General features: G+C 53.0%; 17 protein-coding genes, 1 pseudogene and 1 riboswitch. Of the genes and pseudogenes, 9 read left to right on the top strand and 9 right to left on the bottom strand.

Annotated elements, in window-relative coordinates; translation table 11 throughout:
• Positions 1-14: 14 nt before the first annotated feature.
• The gene (locus tag G6Q29_RS02585) at positions 15-1388 is read right to left on the bottom strand and encodes an MFS transporter (RefSeq protein ID WP_165464406.1); all 1374 of its coding nucleotides are present in this window, start codon (positions 1386-1388) and stop codon (positions 15-17) included.
• A 178-nt stretch (positions 1389-1566) separates the two neighbouring features.
• On the opposite strand from G6Q29_RS02585, the gene kdgR reads away from it, so the two are divergent.
• On the top strand, positions 1567-2358 hold the full coding sequence (kdgR, locus tag G6Q29_RS02580; RefSeq protein ID WP_148385363.1) for a DNA-binding transcriptional regulator KdgR: 792 nt from the start codon (positions 1567-1569) through the stop codon (positions 2356-2358).
• Positions 2359-2421: 63 nt separating this feature from the next.
• Here kdgR and G6Q29_RS02575 read toward each other — a convergent pair whose 3' ends face one another.
• Positions 2422-2661 carry a YobH family protein gene (locus G6Q29_RS02575; protein ID WP_148385365.1) on the bottom strand — a complete coding sequence of 80 codons (240 nt, stop codon included), beginning with the start codon at positions 2659-2661 and terminating at the stop codon, positions 2422-2424.
• Between the two features lie 160 nt (positions 2662-2821).
• Between G6Q29_RS02575 and mgrB the strand changes: the two genes are divergently transcribed.
• The 6 genes and pseudogenes from mgrB (at position 2822) to rlmA (ending at position 7178) form a co-directional block, all read left to right on the top strand.
• Positions 2822-2965 (top strand): PhoP/PhoQ regulator MgrB, encoded by a 144-nt coding sequence (gene mgrB / locus G6Q29_RS02570; RefSeq protein ID WP_165464405.1) that lies wholly within the window; start codon positions 2822-2824, stop codon positions 2963-2965.
• 74 nt (positions 2966-3039) lie between these two features.
• Positions 3040-3327 (top strand): YebO family protein, encoded by a 288-nt coding sequence (locus G6Q29_RS02565; RefSeq protein WP_017693259.1) that lies wholly within the window; start codon positions 3040-3042, stop codon positions 3325-3327.
• 667 nt (positions 3328-3994) lie between these two features.
• Positions 3995-4139, top strand: a pseudogene (locus tag G6Q29_RS02560) (DUF2627 domain-containing protein).
• Positions 4140-4151: 12 nt separating this feature from the next.
• A complete protein-coding gene (cspE, locus tag G6Q29_RS02555; RefSeq protein WP_001062678.1) occupies positions 4152-4361 on the top strand; it encodes a transcription antiterminator/RNA stability regulator CspE in 210 nt (69 codons plus the stop codon).
• Positions 4362-4577: 216 nt separating this feature from the next.
• Positions 4578-6323 (top strand): peptidoglycan glycosyltransferase FtsI, encoded by a 1746-nt coding sequence (gene ftsI, locus G6Q29_RS02550; protein ID WP_165464403.1) that lies wholly within the window; start codon positions 4578-4580, stop codon positions 6321-6323.
• 39 nt (positions 6324-6362) lie between these two features.
• Positions 6363-7178 carry a 23S rRNA (guanine(745)-N(1))-methyltransferase gene (gene rlmA / locus G6Q29_RS02545; RefSeq protein ID WP_165464402.1) on the top strand — a complete coding sequence of 272 codons (816 nt, stop codon included), beginning with the start codon at positions 6363-6365 and terminating at the stop codon, positions 7176-7178.
• On the opposite strand, the gene mntP is transcribed toward rlmA, so the two are convergent.
• The 5 genes from mntP to manX all read right to left on the bottom strand — a co-directional run bounded on the left by mntP (position 7175) and on the right by manX (position 11329).
• Positions 7175-7741 (bottom strand): manganese efflux pump MntP, encoded by a 567-nt coding sequence (gene mntP, locus G6Q29_RS02540; RefSeq protein WP_032622454.1) that lies wholly within the window; start codon positions 7739-7741, stop codon positions 7175-7177. The two genes, rlmA and mntP, sit on opposite strands and share 4 nt — an antisense overlap.
• Position 7742: 1 nt before the next feature.
• Positions 7743-7943: riboswitch (yybP-ykoY riboswitch) on the bottom strand.
• Positions 7944-8141: 198 nt separating this feature from the next.
• A complete protein-coding gene (locus G6Q29_RS02535) occupies positions 8142-8600 on the bottom strand; it encodes a DUF986 family protein (protein ID WP_165464401.1) in 459 nt (152 codons plus the stop codon).
• A 54-nt stretch (positions 8601-8654) separates the two neighbouring features.
• Positions 8655-9506 carry a PTS mannose transporter subunit IID gene (locus G6Q29_RS02530; protein WP_006810994.1) on the bottom strand — a complete coding sequence of 284 codons (852 nt, stop codon included), beginning with the start codon at positions 9504-9506 and terminating at the stop codon, positions 8655-8657.
• A 12-nt stretch (positions 9507-9518) separates the two neighbouring features.
• Positions 9519-10319: a PTS mannose transporter subunit IIC gene (manY, locus tag G6Q29_RS02525; protein WP_003859914.1), complete on the bottom strand. Its 801-nt coding sequence runs from the start codon at positions 10317-10319 to the stop codon at positions 9519-9521.
• 47 nt (positions 10320-10366) lie between these two features.
• Positions 10367-11329, bottom strand: coding sequence for a PTS mannose transporter subunit IIAB (gene manX / locus G6Q29_RS02520; protein ID WP_165464400.1), 963 nt, complete (start codon positions 11327-11329; stop codon positions 10367-10369).
• A 265-nt stretch (positions 11330-11594) separates the two neighbouring features.
• Between manX and G6Q29_RS21855 the strand changes: the two genes are divergently transcribed.
• Both G6Q29_RS21855 and yoaE read left to right on the top strand, forming a co-directional pair.
• Entirely contained in the window at positions 11595-11804 is a 210-nt protein-coding gene (locus G6Q29_RS21855; protein WP_431732529.1) for a protein YoaL, read from the top strand.
• The gene (gene yoaE / locus G6Q29_RS02515) at positions 11792-13351 is read left to right on the top strand and encodes a CNNM family cation transport protein YoaE (protein WP_165464399.1); all 1560 of its coding nucleotides are present in this window, start codon (positions 11792-11794) and stop codon (positions 13349-13351) included. Before G6Q29_RS21855 ends, yoaE begins: the two co-directional genes overlap by 13 nt.
• 6 nt (positions 13352-13357) lie before the next feature.
• Here the strand turns inward: yoaE and G6Q29_RS02510 are convergent, their stop codons facing one another.
• Both G6Q29_RS02510 and sdaA read right to left on the bottom strand, forming a co-directional pair.
• Complete coding sequence (locus G6Q29_RS02510; RefSeq protein ID WP_165464398.1) at positions 13358-14956, bottom strand: EAL domain-containing protein; 1599 nt, start codon at positions 14954-14956, stop codon at positions 13358-13360.
• Between the two features lie 129 nt (positions 14957-15085).
• Positions 15086-16450 carry an L-serine ammonia-lyase gene (gene sdaA, locus G6Q29_RS02505; RefSeq protein ID WP_165464397.1) on the bottom strand — a complete coding sequence of 455 codons (1365 nt, stop codon included), beginning with the start codon at positions 16448-16450 and terminating at the stop codon, positions 15086-15088.
• Between the last annotated feature and the right edge of the window lie 181 nt (positions 16451-16631).

Below are 16631 nucleotides of genomic sequence, written 5' to 3'. Positions count from 1 at the left end.
TCCGCCCGGTTTTTTTATGCCTGCACCTTTGGCTGGGTGACGCGAAGGCCGCTGATGATAGCCGCGAGGGTCGCCAGCGTCCCTGCGGTAACCAGCGCAACGTGTGTCGCATTCTGCCCGGCAAGGTTAAACATCAACGCCACCATGGCGGCCCCGGTGCTTTGCCCTAACAGTCTTGCCGTGCCCAGCATCCCGCTGGCGCCACCGCTGCGATGACGTGGGGCAGAGGTGATGATCGTGTGGTTATTAGGGGACTGGAACAGTCCAAAACCGGCCCCGCACAGGATCATGCGCCAGATAATATCCAGATCCCCTGGCGAGGAGGGCAGGAGCGCCAGTGCAAACAGTCCCACCGCCATGACGACCAGCCCAATCGCCCCCAGAAGCCCGGCATGAACGCGCTCAATAAGGTAACCGGCCAGCGGGGCCATCACCATGGTTGCCAGAGGCCAGGGCGTGAGCAGCAAGCCTGTTTCTACTTCTGAACGACCCATTACGCTCTGCAAAAAGAACGGCAGCGCAACCAGCGCCAGCATTTGAGCGCAGAATGAGCAAATGGAGGTACAAATGGATAGCGAAAACAGCGGAATACGCAGCAAATCCACCGGCAGTAACGGCACGGGCAGCGCCAGCTGACGTCGTACGAAGAAAAAACCGATGATAAGCATGGCAACGATTTCTGCGGCAATAAGCGACAGAGACTGCCCCTGCGCAAATCCGCTCAGCGCGGTAATTAGCAGGCCAAAGGTCAGCGCATTCATCACGGCGCTGGGCAGGTCAAAACGTGGCATGGTGTTTTTCGGACCATTTTCCGGAAGATAGCGCAGGGCGAAGAAGATCGCCACAATGCCCAGCGGCACGTTAATGGCAAACAGCCACTGCCACGAGGCAACGGACAGAATGGCGGCGGCAATCGTCGGCCCGGCAGCGGACGACACGGCCACAATAAAGGAGTTAATGCCCATGCCGCGCCCCAGGTGGCGGTGAGGATAGATAAGCCGTATCAGCGCCGTGTTCACGCTCATTAGCGCCGCGCCGCCAAAGCCCTGCGCGATACGTGCCAGCGTAAGGGTGTGCAGTGAATCTGAAAGGGCACAGAACAGCGAGGTGAGGGTAAAGACGACCAGGCCGCACTGGTACACCCGGCGATAACCAAACATATCGCCCAGGAAAGAGAGTGACAGAAGGGAAATCACAATTGCTATCTGGTACGCGTTTACGATCCAGATGGAACTTGCCGGAGAAGCATTAAGGTCTTTGGCAATGGTAGGAAGAGCCACATTGGCAATCGCACCGTCAAGAACAGCCATCGAAATGCCGATGACAATAGTGGCAATTGCCCCGTACCGCTGCGGTACGGGCAGGCCATCAGAAACGTTTTTTTGCATGGAAAAAGAATGGCTCAGCGTGAAATTATTCTCAGGGTAACTATTTTAGCATCGTTATTTCGGTTTTATGTCGCAGATTTGTAACGAAGTAAACCCAGATAGATTGCAGCACGCATCACACGAATTTATAATAAAAACCGGTTCTGATTTTTATAAAACACTCTCCATGAGGTGATAAATGGCAATCGCAGATTTGGATAAGCAGCCAGATTCTGTTTCTTCCGTGCTGAAGGTGTTTGGCATCTTGCAGGCGCTCGGAGAAGAGCGTGAAATTGGTATTACAGAGTTGTCGCAGCGTGTGATGATGTCGAAAAGCACCGTTTATCGCTTTTTGCAGACGATGAAATCATTGGGTTATGTCGCGCAGGAAGGAGAATCAGAAAAATATTCTCTGACCCTGAAACTGTTTGAACTGGGCGCCCGCGCCTTGCAAAACGTGGATCTTATCCGCAGCGCAGACATTCAGATGCGCGAACTTTCGCGGCTGACGAAAGAGACAATTCACCTCGGCGCACTGGATGAAGACAGCATTGTTTACATCCACAAAATTGACTCCATGTACAACCTGCGCATGTATTCACGCATCGGTCGACGTAACCCGCTCTACAGCACCGCAATTGGTAAAGTACTGCTGGCCTGGCGCGATCGCGAAGAGGTGAAGCAAATCCTTGACGGTGTGGAATACAAACGCAGCACCGACCGCACGATTACAAGTACGGATGAACTGCTGAGCGTGCTGGACAAAGTGCGTGAGCAGGGTTATGGGGAAGACAACGAGGAGCAGGAAGAGGGGCTGCGTTGCATTGGTGTGCCAGTATTTGACCGCTTCGGCGTTGTCATTGCGGGCCTGAGCATTTCATTCCCAACGCTGCGTTTCTCAGAAGAACGTCTTCATGAGTATGTGGCGATTCTGCATACCGCCGCGCGCAAAATTTCAGAGCAGATGGGCTATAACGATTATCCGTTCTGATCGATCTCTTCAATAAAAACGCCGCATTTCTGCGGCGTTTTTGTAAGTAAAATTCAGCGCGGATTAGCCGTTATCAACCACAACAGATGATTTACGCAGTACAGGACAGTTCGTTAACCCGATGATCCCGCTGTCGGAATGAATGTACTGAGCCGTGCTTACCCCTTGAGCGGTAAGATATTTACACTGGATACCCAGACCCGCAGCATTTTCTTTGCTCCCCATCAATACGCCGTACCCACTTAATAACAGGCCGATCCACACAATGGCCAGTACAATTACTGTACGAATAAGTAAACGCATCGTTGCCTCTTTTTTCTTTGTTGTCATGGAGTAAGCGTAACGGGTTTGCGCAATGAAACAAGTGCACGATTCCGAAAAGCGTCTGTTGAAGGTACAGTTAGCCCCTGTTTAAGATAACCGTGATAACCTGGCTGCATCAGGTCATAAGACGGAGTGTGGAGTGAAAAAAATACGCTGGGTAATTCTGATTATTGTGTTGATAGCATGCGCGGTGCTGTGGACGCAGACTATCAATGTGATGTGCGATCAGGATGTACAGTTCTTTAGCGGCATTTGTTCAATCAATAAGTTTATCCCCTGGTAAAGGCCATTTTTACGCTGAGTGCTGTCCTTGCGTGGCGGCAGTGGTAAAATGACTGTTTTTACTGAGGTGGTGAAATGGGTGAGTTACTGAATTCGGGGCTGCTGAGCATTGCATCCCTGGTAATGTCTTTGGTGGTGCTGGTCGTTGGGCTGGTGCTGTGGTTCTTCGTTAACCGCGCCAGCTCCCGCACAAACGAGCAGATTGAACTGCTGGAAGCATTGCTCGATCAGCAGAAACGGCAGACTGCGTTGCTGCGTCGTCTCTGCGAAGCCAACGAGCCGGAGGAGAAAGCGGTACCGAAGGACGCTGTTGCTCAACAACAAGACGAGGAAGACTTCATTCGCCTGGTAGCCGAACGATAGTCTGCCCGGAAAGGGAGGTGGCCTGACGTACGGCGTAAACCCCCTCCCTTATCAAATTATTCTCGCAACATCTCTTTTTATAATTAAGCAGCACTTAACTATTGTTTCATTGCACTGAAACTGGCGAATATTTATCCTTATTTAACAATTACCTTTTTGTCGAATAAATAGTGACCTTTTTCTTTCCTGAAGTGTTTTATTTTTATCGAAACGTTTTGCTTGCCTTCTTTTGATGCAGAGTCATAAAAATTTCATTATTTTGGTGCAGAATAACGCTTATTAAACGGTGGATTTTAATACAGTTAGCAAAATGTAATTAACATCGTCTATTCCCTGACACATGTCGGTGCGTTGCAATGTTTTCAGCATAACTTTTCACAAAATGTTCTAACTCAGTCATTCCTTTAAAGAAAATCAGGGATTGGGATGGACGCACTGAAATGATTGAGCTATGTTTAAAAAGTCTTTGATTACAGGGCGCGTCAACGCACCCTGCGGGCAGTGAGGTCAGGTGGCGCTTCATTTGACAATTCGCATAACTGTGCAGATTGTCATAAAGCGATGTCTGAATTTGTGCGGCGGATCGAGACACGTTTAAAAATGGCTTGCCATATTAAACGTTGTGTGTGATAACACGTTTTGGGTCAAACGAGGTACAGTTCTGTTTATGTGTGGCATTTTCAGTATAGAAGTCCTGAGTAAACACGTTGTCGTTGAATACCGCTTCTCTGCCGAACCTTATATTAGTGCCTCAAGCAGTAATGTCTCAGTTTTATCTATGTCAAAGCCTGCGGGCTAAGAAAACACTCTAAGGAATTTTGCAAATGGCAAAGATTAAAGGTCAAGTTAAGTGGTTCAACGAGTCTAAAGGTTTTGGTTTCATTACTCCTGCTGACGGCAGCAAAGACGTGTTCGTACACTTCTCTGCAATCCAGGGTAACGGCTTCAAAACTCTGGCTGAAGGCCAGAACGTTGAGTTCGAAATTCAGGATGGCCAGAAAGGCCCAGCTGCGGTTAACGTAACTGCTATCTGATCGAATCACTGCTGACTGAAGCGCTCAGCGCTTCGATCTCAGATATAAGCCTCGCCGAAGCGGGGCTTTTTTATTCGCTTATTTTTCAAAATATTACGTAATCCTCCTCTGTTATTATCTTGTTGCAAACCCGCGAGATTATTAGCATTGTTTTCCCGCCTTATTATCCACTTTTCCCGTTAAATCAGGGCGTTGATTAACAGTCCTGGGGTTAAGGTGAAAAAAAAGACAATAACGACCACCGGAAATTTTACTCCGGCACGTTTTGCACTTCTGTGTCTCGCCATCTTTTGTAGCCTTGCGTTTCTGCTGGGCCGCGTGGCGTGGCTACAAATTATCAAACCGGATAATCTGGTGAAGCAGGAGGATATGCGCTCCCTGCGCGAAGTGGCCATAGATGCCCCGCGTGGGATGATTGTTGACCGTGAAGGGCGACCCCTTGCGGTGAGCGTACCCGTCCAGGCCGTCTGGGCCGATCCCAAAACAGTGCTGGAAAAAGGGGGGATCGGTTTTGACTCGCGCTGGCAGGCCCTGGCAAATGCCTTACACCTTTCTCTGAGCACGCTCGCATCGCGAATCAACAGTAACCCGCGCGGGCGATTTATCTATCTTGCCCGTCAGGTTGATCCCTCTCAGGCAAAGTGGATCGATAAACTGCGTCTTCCCGGTATCAATCTTCGCGATGAGTCCCGCCGCTTTTATCCTGCCGGACACGTGGCGGCGAACCTGATTGGCTTCACCAATATTGATGGTCAGGGCATTGAGGGCGTCGAGAAAAGCTTCAACACGCAGCTTACCGGGAAGGCAGGCGTGCGGCTGGTAAGGAAAGATCGCTACGGGCATGTGGTGGAGAACCTCACGGAGGTGCCTCCCGTACCTGCACATAATATTCAGCTTAGTATCGATGAACGCCTGCAAACCATTACCGAAGACGCGCTGGATAATGCCGTGGCGTGGAACAAAGCCGAGTCAGGCGCGTCGGTGCTGATTAATATCCAGACGGGCGAAATTCTGGCGATGGCGAGCTTCCCCGACTTCAACCCCAACAACCGGGAAGGGGCAACGCTGGATGATTTTCGTAATCGCGCGATCAGCGACACCTTTGAACCTGGCTCTACCGTTAAGCCTCTGGTGCTGATGACGGCGCTACAGCAGGGGCTGGTTCAGCCTGACAGCGTCATAGATACGCATCCTTACACTATTGATGGCCATCGTATCCGCGATGTGGGCTACTACCCCGAGCTGACGATGACCGGGATCCTGCAAAAATCCAGTGACACAGGCGTATCCCGTCTTTCTCTGGCGATGCCCGTGCAACGGTTATTGGATACCTATAAAAACTTTGGTTTTGGCGAGAGTACCGGGCTTGGCTTAACAGGCGAAAGCGCAGGTTTACTACCCCAGCGAAAATTCTGGAGTCAGTTAGACCGGGCGACCTTTGCTTTTGGTTATGGCCTGATGGTAACCCCTCTCCAGCTGGCGCATGTGTATGCCACCATCGGCAGCTATGGCATTGAACGACCTCTTTCCATCACCCGCATCGACCCGCCTGTAATTGGCAAGCGGGTGATGCCCGAGGAAATTGTTCACGAGGTGGAACACATGATGGAAAGCGTCGCGTTACCCGGTGGTGGCGGGATCAAAGCGGCGGTGCGTAACTATCGCGTGGCGATAAAAACCGGGACGGCGAAAAAAATTGATGAACATGGGCAGTATGTGGATAAATACGTCGCTTATACCGCAGGCGTTGCGCCTGCCAGCGATCCCCGTTTTGCGCTGGTGGTAGTCATCAACGATCCGCAAAACGGCGCCTATTACGGCGGGGCCGTTTCTGCGCCCGTGTTCAGCGAAATTATGGGTAACGTCCTGCGCCTGGAAAACGTGAAGCCAGACGGGCTGCCGGCAGATTCTGACCATCTGATCGTGATGCGCCACCCAGCCGTTTATAACCCTGGCGAATAGCGGTACACTTCGCCTTTTGGTTTACGCCCTGGAGCTGTCATGTCTTTCAGTTGTCCCCTTTGCCACGCGCCGCTGACGCGCGCGGAGAAAACGTTTATCTGTCCACAGGGACATCAGTTTGACCGGGCGAAAGAGGGGTATGTCAATCTTCTGCCTGTACAGCACAAGCGCTCCCGGGATCCGGGTGACAGCGCGGAGATGATGCAGGCGCGCCGGGCGTTTCTCGATGCCGGGCACTATCAACCGCTCAGGAATGCCGTTGTCGCCTTACTCCGTGAATATCTGACAGAAGGCGCATCCGCCATGCTGGATATCGGTTGCGGCGAAGGCTACTACACCGCCACGTTTGCTGACGTGGCGGCTGAGAAGGGTGCCGAAACTTACGGGCTGGACGTATCTAAAGTGGCTATCCGTGCGGCAGCAAAACGCTATTCAGCGGTAACGTTCTGCGTGGCCTCCAGCCACCGCCTGCCGTTTGAGGAAGCGAGCATGGACGCCGTGGTGCGTATCTATGCACCATGCAAGGCTGAGGAGCTGGTGCGCGTCGTTAAGCCCGGTGGCTGGGTTATCACCGTCACGCCAGGGCCGCGTCATCTGCTGGAGCTAAAAGGGCTGATCTATGATGAAGTTCACCTGCATGCACCTCACTCTGAGCAGCTGGCGGGCTTTGCGTTAAAGCAGGCGCAGTCGGTAGCGTATGAAATGACGTTGCAGGGAAGTGAAGCGGTGGCGTTACTGCAAATGACGCCGTTTGCGTGGCGGGCAAAACCGGAAGTGTGGGAAACCCTGGCAGCACGGACAGAATTTCGCTGCCAGACGGATTTCAGCATCCATTGCTGGCAGCGCGAAGGTTAACCCGCGAAGTGTGCCCAAAGTATTTGGGCACCAATACCGATCAATACGATACCGCCCAGGATTTCGGCACGTTTACCCAACAGCGGGCCAATGAAGCGACCCACCATCATCCCCAGCGTTGACATGATCAGCGTGGCGCAGCCAATCGCCAGCGCGGTGGCGATAATATTCACCTGCAAAAATGCCAGACCGACACCCACTGCCATTGCATCCAGGCTGGTTGCGATGGCGGTTGTCACCAGAAGCCAGAAGCCGTGGCGTTGCAGCGGCGCATCATCTTCATCGCTGTTGCCACGAAAACCTTCAATCACCATACGTCCGCCAAGGAACACCAGCAGCACGAAGGCAATCCAGTGATTCCACTCCAGCACAAACTGGCTGGCAAGCATCCCCAGTCCCCAGCCGATAAGCGGCGTTAGCGTTTCGATAGCGCCAAAAATGAGACCGGTACGCAGGGCTTCGGAAAATTTCGGTTTATGGAGAGTGGCACCTTTACCGATAGAGGCGGCAAACGCGTCCATGGACATGCCAAAAGCCAGAAGGATCGTAGCGGAGATATTCATAAGAGCGTCCAGACCGGGGATATCCATATGACACATCACTGCCCCCAGTAAACAGCAGTTGATGTATCTATGGTCTCGCCTGATCGCTTTTGGCACATTAAGTGTGCTGAAAACGATCCGTACGCGCCACGTTTTTCAACGAGTATGTTGACACGTACATTTCCCGCAGGCAGGAAATCGGCTACTCCCCAACGACGGGCGCAACCTTAACATATTTTGAGAATATAAAACAACAACGAAGGTGGCTTTATATAGCCACTATGTTGATAACGATTTTCATTTAGATTTATGCGTGAAAATATCGTTAATAAATATAAGTTAATTAACAGAGAAGATATAGCACCGGCTATATTGCTGGTTGAAGAATAATGCAATACATAGCCGATGCTATAATATTAACTCATTGAGTTTTAACGAGTAATTTGTAGATCGTTTCCAGGTCATCAATATTTTTGACCCGGATGAGGAGGCGGCGTTGTTCTAATTGCATCACCAGAACCCCGTCTTCGGATAAATTCATCTCTTTAATACGGCTATATTCTATCCAGACATTGGCGAAGAAGAAACCGTGTTTTTTAAAAATGAGTTTTGGCGAGCGGATCCAGAACAGATAAATCGCCATTAATGCCAGCGCACATAATAACCATGTGGTTAATATTGCACCATGGCTGGTCACGTTATTGTAAATCAGGATGACTACCAGACCAGCAAAGATAAACGCATCAATGCGTCCACGGCGTAAGAGGGGAAGGGTCAACAGCGTCTCGCCGTGTCGGCGAGGCATAATGAACTCGTCATAGATCGCGTAAGCCAGAAGGGCAACAATAAATAAAACCAGTACGGTGTCCGTGACAGTCATTCATCCTCCAGATAAAAAGACCGGGGGCAAGCCCCCGGTCGGTAACGCAATGTCTTACAGACCCAGCAGGCCGACGGCGTAGCCCGCGATACCGATGACGAAGAAGCCAACGATGATCCACAGCGGGTTTACTTTCTTACGCAGCAGCCACATACAGGCGAAGGTCAACAGCAGCGGGACCAGGCCCGGCATCAGCTGGTCCAGAATGGTCTGCACGGTGGTAACGCGCGTCTGACCATCCTGACCGGTGATCGTTGATACCACCAGCGGGATGTTTACGTGCGTCCACTTGTTAACCAGCGCCCCCATTACAAACAGGCCGAGGATTGACGCCCCCTCAGTCAGTTTTTGCAGGAAGCCGCCGCCCATATCCTTAACGATATCCACCCCTTTACGGTAACCGTAAGCCACACCGTAGTAACGAGTCAGCAGACGCACCGCGTTGAACAGGATGAAGAACAGCAGAGGACCGAGCAGGCTGCCGCTCATGGCGATCCCGGCGCCCAGTGCCGCAAAGACCGGACGAACCGTACCCCAGAAGATCGGGTCGCCCACGCCTGCCAGCGGCCCCATCAGACCGACTTTGATACCGTTGATCGCACCATCGTCAATCTCTGCGCCGTTCGCACGCTGCTCTTCCATCGCCAGCGTCACGCCCAGAACGGGGGCTGCGACGTAAGGATGGGTGTTGAAGAATTCCAGGTGACGCTTAATTGCCTGGCGACGCGCTTCGTTGTTTTCCGGATACAGGCGTTTGATAGCCGGCACCATAGAGAAGCAGAAGCCGAGCGCCTGCATACGTTCGAAGTTCCATGAACCCTGAAACAGGTTAGAACGGATGAACACGCCACGAATATCACCCGGAGTGAGTTTTTTCTCAGTGGTAGTTTTTGTCATATCAACCATTTCGCTCACCTGTTAGTCCAGTTCGTTATCGAGATCGTTGTTACCAGCAGCCTGCGCAGGAGCACCCGCGACGCGGTTGTATTTCGGGCTGAGCTGGATATAAAGAATCGCCATCACCGCACCAATCACACCCAGCGCGACCAGGTTGAAGTTGGTGAACGCAGCGGTCACGAAGCCGAGGTAGAAGAATGGCATCAGGTAGCCTGCGCGCATCATGTTGATAACCATCGCATAACCAACCACCACGATCATACCGCCTGCAATGTTCAGACCGCTGGTGACCACTTCAGGAATCGCATTCAGCATGCCCTGAACTTCGCTGGTGCCGACAGAGATCGCCACGATAACCGCAGGGATCGCGATACGCATCGCTTGCAGGAACAGGGAAGACACGTGGATCCAGGAGAGCGCGGTGAGGTTGCCGTTTTCGGCCGCCTTATCCGCCGCATGCTGGAAGGCAACGGTGATCGTACGAACGATGATAGTCAGCACCTGACCCGCTGCGGCCAGTGGGATAGCCAGCGCGATACCGGCACCAATACTCTGGTGACCCGCGATAACCAGAACGGTTGAAATAATGGACGCCAGCGCGGCATCTGGCGCAACTGCCGCACCGATGTTCATCCAGCCAAGGGCGATCATTTCCAGGGTACCACCGATGATGATACCGGTTTTCATGTCACCGAGAACGGCGCCAATCAACGTACAGGCCACCAGAGGGCGGTGGAACTGAAATTCATCAAGTACGGACTCCATACCCGCAATACATGCGACGATGAACACCAGCACAATCTGAAGAGTAGTAATCTCCATTGCACTTCTCCTATTACATAAGCTCTATATGAAAAACCGGCCCGGGCTTATTTCCCCACTTTGCCGATCAAATCCATCATTTTCAGTTTCTGATCCGTGGAAACCTTACGGGCTTCCAGTTCGATACCGCGTGCATTCAGTTTATTGAAGGCCTCGATATCTTTCGCATCCACTGAAATCGCGTTGTTGACCTGCGTTTTGCCCTGACGGAATGCCATACCGCCAATGTTAACGGAGGTGATTTTCACGCCGCCTTCAACAATGCGTTCGACGTCTGTCGGGTTGGTGAAGAGAAGCATCACGCGCTCGCCCGCATATTTCGGGTTGTTGTAAACGCGGATCATTTTGGCGACATCCACAACGTGCGCGGTGACGCCCGGCGGTGCAACCTGGGTAAGAAGGGTTTTACGAACAGTGTCGGCGGCCACTTCGTCACTGACCACGATGATGCGTTGTACGTTGGTCTCTTTGGTCCAGCGTGTCGCCACCTGGCCGTGGATCAGACGGTCATCAATACGAGCCAGGCCGATAACCATGTAATCGTTCGGACCCATCGGTTTTGCGGGTGCCGCCGCTTTTGGCGCTGATGCAACAGGCGCTGGCTTTTCAACCGGCTGCGCTTTCAGGGCTTTCACACCTTCGCGACCGGTTTCCACGGCCAACGCCACCAGTTCATCAAAACTCGGGTTATCGTCGCGCGCCATAAGGGTTTCCACCAGCATAGGGATATTCACCCCGGCGACGACTTCATGATGCTCTTTATCGACGACAATGCGGCTGGCAGCGTTGAACGGGCTGCCGCCCCATGTATCTACGAGAAATAGCACGCCCTTGCTGGTATCCAGCTTCTCAAGCTGAGCAGTGTATTTTTCAATCAGCGTCTCGGCATTTTCACCGGGAACGAAATCGATCCAGCCGACGTTTTCCTGCTCGCCCAACAGCATTTCTGCCGTTTTGAGTAACTGCTCCGCAGCCCAACCATGTGTGCCTATGACAATAGCAATGGTCACTTGCTACCTCCTTTTATTATCATTTATACGTCTGCCAGGCAGGCGTACTGAGAATCGTATTGGCGAACCGAATCGATTCAGATAAGGGTTAGAGTTCAAAAAACTAAGACTTCCGCGAATTATTTTAGATAGTGAAAAAATAATTTATGTGATGAAGATCCGTAATTTAGCTACGCCTTACAGATTTTTCTCTAAGATAATCCGCGTGTGTTACAGAAGTTTGCAAAGGAACGTAAATCTTTGCTAAAAACCAATTGTCTCTGTTATGTTTAGCGTCCGTTTAATTATTCAGGAGTATAGGGCTACAGCCCACTATATGGACCGTCACCGACGTCAGTCATCTTCCAGGCCATTCCGCGCCTTAACCACCGGCGATCTTCGCCACGCATCGACTCTCATTCCCTTTAAAATGCCCGAAATTAACGGGGCACCGTTTTGTCATTCCTTTAGCAGGAGCGTGTCATGGAATTCTTAATGGACCCGTCAATCTGGGTAGGCTTGCTTACGCTTGTCGTGCTGGAGATCGTTCTCGGTATTGATAACCTGGTGTTTATCGCCATCCTCGCGGATAAGCTGCCGCCTAAACAGCGTGATAAAGCCCGTCTGATCGGCCTCTCGCTGGCGCTGATCATGCGACTGGGCTTACTGTCTGTGATCTCGTGGATGGTCACCCTGACGAAGCCCCTGTTCACCGTCATGGATTTCACCTTCTCCGGCCGCGATTTAATCATGCTGGTGGGGGGACTGTTCCTGCTGTTCAAAGCCACAACAGAGCTGCATGAACGGCTGGAGAACCGGCAGCATGATGATGGCCACGGTAAGGGGTACGCCAGCTTCTGGGTGGTTGTTCTCCAGATTGTGGTGCTTGATGCGGTCTTCTCACTGGATGCGGTGATTACGGCGGTCGGCATGGTGAACCATCTGCCGGTGATGATGGCGGCGGTTGTGATTGCGATGGCGGTAATGCTGCTGGCGTCGAAACCGCTGACGCGTTTCGTCAACCAGCATCCGACGGTCGTTGTGCTGTGTCTGAGCTTCCTGCTGATGATTGGTCTGAGCCTGGTGGCAGAAGGTTTTGGCTTCCATATTCCGAAAGGCTACCTGTACGCCGCGATTGGCTTCTCGATTCTGATCGAGCTGTTTAACCAGATTGCACGCCGTAACTTTATTAAGCAGCAGTCAAATCAGCCGCTGCGAGCCCGTACCGCAGATGCGATTCTGCGACTGATGGGCGGGCGTCGCCAGGTGAACGTGCAGGCTGATAACGAGAACCACAACCCGGTTCCGGTGCCGGAAGGCGCGTTTGTGGAAGAAGAACGCTACATGATCAACGGCGTGCTTTCGCTTGCTTCCCGCTCACTGCGCGGCATTATGACGCCGCGCGGCGAAATCAGCTGGGTGGACGCCAACCTGAGCGTTGACGAAATTCGTCAGCAGCTGCTCTCTTCGCCGCACAGCCTGTTCCCGGTCTGCCGGGGTGAGCTGGATGAGATCATCGGTGTGGTACGCGCGAAAGAGATGCTGGTGGCGCTGGAAGAGGGCGTTAACGTCGAGGCCATAGCGGCCGCGTCGCCCGCTATCGTGGTGCCTGAAACGCTGGACCCGATCAACCTGCTGGGCGTATTGCGTCGTGCACGCGGGAGCTTTGTTATTGTCACCAACGAATTTGGCGTGGTACAGGGTTTGGTGACGCCGCTGGACGTGCTGGAAGCCATTGCCGGTGAATTCCCTGATGCGGATGAAACCCCGGAAATTGTTGCCGACGGTGACGGCTGGCTGGTGAAAGGCACCACCGATCTGCATGCGCTCTCGCACACGCTGGGCGTCGAAAACGTGGTCAATGACGATGAAGACATCGCCACGGTGGCAGGGCTGGTTATTGCCGTTAACGGACAGATCCCGCGCATCGGTGATGTGCTCGAACTGCCGCCGTTGCAAATAACCATCGTTGAGGCTAACGATTATCGCGTGGATATGGTGCGTATTGTTAAAGAGCAGTCAGCCCACGACGAAGAAGAGTAACGCCATCTAGCGTAACGGCAATAAGGGCACAATGTGTCCGTTGTGTCGGGCTGGCGGAGAGTGACTTTCCGCCAGCCATTTCGGAAACTCCCGCAGCGGCATCGGCCGCGCATACAAGTACCCCTGCAAAATATGTACGCTGTGACGGCGCAGGTAGCGTGACTGCTCCTCGGTTTCCACCCCTTCCGCAACCAGTTCAATGTTCAGCCGCTGGCCCAGAGCAATAATGATATCCGTTACCGTTGAGTTTACGGCGTCGGTGCCGATCGCGGTGGTGAAGGATTTATCTATTTTCAGCACGTCCGGATGAAGTTTTTCCAGCCAGGAAAGGGAACTGTTGCCGGTACCAAAATCATCAATCGCAAGTTTCACCCCTTTGCGGTGCAGCTCCCGCACGATGCGGTAATCCACATCCAGTAATGCATCGCGCTCGGTTAACTCCACAATTAACTGTTGAACAGGGTTCGCGTTAAACCAGATGCGGTTGAGGTCCCGGATCAGCACCGCGCGGCGAAAATGGCTGGCGGCCACGTTGATGCCAATATGAAAGTCCCGCGAGGCCGGGAAATACCCTATCTGCCGCACCGTTTCGCTCAGGACGTAGCGGGTAAGCGGAACAATCAGGTTATGTTCTTCGGCCAGAGGGATAAACACATCGGGTGAAATCCATCCCTGACGCGGGTTGTTCCAGCGCAGGAGGATTTCGACGCCGACGCATCCCCGGGTGCGGGCATTCACCAGCGGCTGGCAGAAGAGTTCAAACTCCCGGGCCGCAATTCCCATATTGATCTCCCAGGTAAAACTCATGCGCCGCGCCGTGGCGAGCCAGGCGATATAGCCCATCAGTAAACTGAGCATCAACGCCAGCGGTAGCTGAGCGGGCAGCGTTTTCAACGCCATTTCGCCTGGCCCCGGGCCGCTTACCATAACGCTGAAAGGGTAATGCTGGGACGACTGTTCCATCAGGGAGGCGTTTTCAGCGACGGTGGGGATATTCGTTACCTGTTGCCCGTCGCGGAGGAATTTATCGCCCACGCGCAGGACAACGTCGGTGATCTGCGGCCGCTGCGGCTCAAGAATCATTTTCGTGATGAGATCGATGTTCACCACCTCCATCACCCCGTCGTTGCCGTCGCCCGGCAGGGGAGACCACTGAACCAATACCGGGCTACCTTTTACCAGCCAGCGATCGGTCAATAGCAGTAGCCTGGATTCACTGACTGGAAGCAGGGGCACAAACTCACTGACGGGCACATTACGGCTGCCAAAGACGCTTGAGCAATACAATATTCCGTCTTTAATGAGGGCGATGGAGCGTACGGTCTGAAGGATTGCCGCCTGTTTTCGCAAGATCAGATTCGCCTCAGAACAGGGTATGCCAACCAGAGAAAGCAGCGTTTCACGCTGGGCCTCTAATGAGATAAGCACCTTATCAAGCGCACGTACGGTATGGTGGGTAAAATCGTGGATCCGATCCTGATTTATGTTGCGCTGTGAAATAAAGCGAATGCCCAGCGTCAGGAAGAGCGTAACGAGCGCAACCGTGACACAGACCATAACGCGTTTTCGGCGATAGTTTTTAATGATCGTTTGTGCAGTTTGCATGAACGGTCGCCTGATAGGCATCGGCCAGAAAAGCCAGACGCAACAGTGACAGTGTAGTGGGGAATACGTAAAGCGACGAGACGAGAGAGGGAAATTCGCCCATCCGTTGCAGATGGGCGAAAGGAAGGTTTAGTCGCACTGCACCTTAATAGCCAGACCACCACGCGACGTCTCACGGTACTTCGCGTTCATGTCTTTGCCGGTTTCGTACATGGTTTCGATGACCTTATCCAGCGACACGCGCGGTTCGCTGGTACGGCGCATCGCCATGCGTGAAGCGTTGATCGCTTTGACGGAGGCGATGGCGTTACGCTCAATGCACGGCACCTGCACCTGGCCCGCGACCGGGTCACAGGTCAGGCCGAGGTTGTGCTCCATGCCGATTTCCGCCGCCACGCACACCTGTTCAGGGCTTGCGCCCAGCAGTTCCGCCAGACCTGCTGCCGCCATGGAGCAGGCCACGCCTACTTCACCCTGACAGCCCACTTCTGCGCCGGAGATGGAGGCATTCATTTTGTACAGCGCGCCGATGGCACCTGCCGCGAGGAAATAGCGGATATAGATATCGGACGTGACAGGCTCAATAAAGTGATCGTAGTAGGCCAGCACCGCCGGGACGATACCGCACGCACCGTTGGTTGGCGCTGTCACAACGCGACCACCCGCCGCGTTCTCTTCGTTAACCGCGAGGGCAAACATGTTGACCCAGTCAACCACGTTCATCGGGTCGTTGGAGAATTTGTCGGTGGTGACCAGCATGCGGCGCAGCGCAGAGGCGCGACGCGGCACGCGCAGTGGCCCCGGCAATACGCCTTCGGTGTTCATCCCGCGGTCGATACAGGCGCGCATGGTTTGCCACACGTTAGCAAAATAGTCTTCAATCTCTTTTTTGCTGTGCAGCGCCAGTTCGTTCTGCATCACCATCCCGGAGAGAGAAAGACCGGTCTCTTTGCAGTAGCCCAGCATCTCGGTGGCCGATTTAAACGGATAGGGCACAGTGACGTCGCCCGCGCTCTCTTTGCCAAAGTGTTCTTCGTCAACGATAAAGCCGCCGCCGATGGAGTAGTACGTTTTGCTGTAAATCTCTTTTTCGCCGCTCCAGGCGTGAATGGTCATGCCGTTTTCATGCAGCGGCAGGTTGTCGCTGCGAAAACGCATGCCGTCATCCTGCGGGAAGTCCACTTCGTGCTGACCGTTAGCCAGCAGCAAACGACCGCGCGTTTCCACGTCGCGGATAAATGCCGGAATGGCATCAATATCAACAGTGTCCGGCATATTGCCCGCCAGACCCATAATAATGGCGATATCGGTGTGGTGGCCTTTACCCGTTAATGACAGTGAACCGTAAACGTCTACGGCGACACGGGTAACGCTTTCCAGTAATCCTTTTTCGACCAGATCATCGACGAACTGTTTACCGGCCTTCATCGGCCCTACAGTGTGGGAAGAGGAAGGACCAATCCCCACTTTGAACATGTCGAATATACTAATCACTTTCACACTCCTGACAGGGTTACTGGGGTTCCAGTAACGATGTTATAACTGCGCATAGTGTAAGAGGGAACATCCACCTCGGCTTAACTATTCACATGAATTAAACTAATGGTTAACGATGGTTTTGCTAATAGCGCGACGCCGATCGCAAACCTGCCAGAAAAGGGTGGAGTGTAAAGTA

The sequence above is a fragment of the Enterobacter cloacae genome (genome assembly GCF_011078175.1).
Taxonomy (GTDB): domain Bacteria; phylum Pseudomonadota; class Gammaproteobacteria; order Enterobacterales; family Enterobacteriaceae; genus Enterobacter; species Enterobacter cloacae_Q.
The sequence above is the reverse complement of the archived record's forward strand: the minus strand, read 5'-3'. Positions and strand labels throughout refer to the sequence as shown.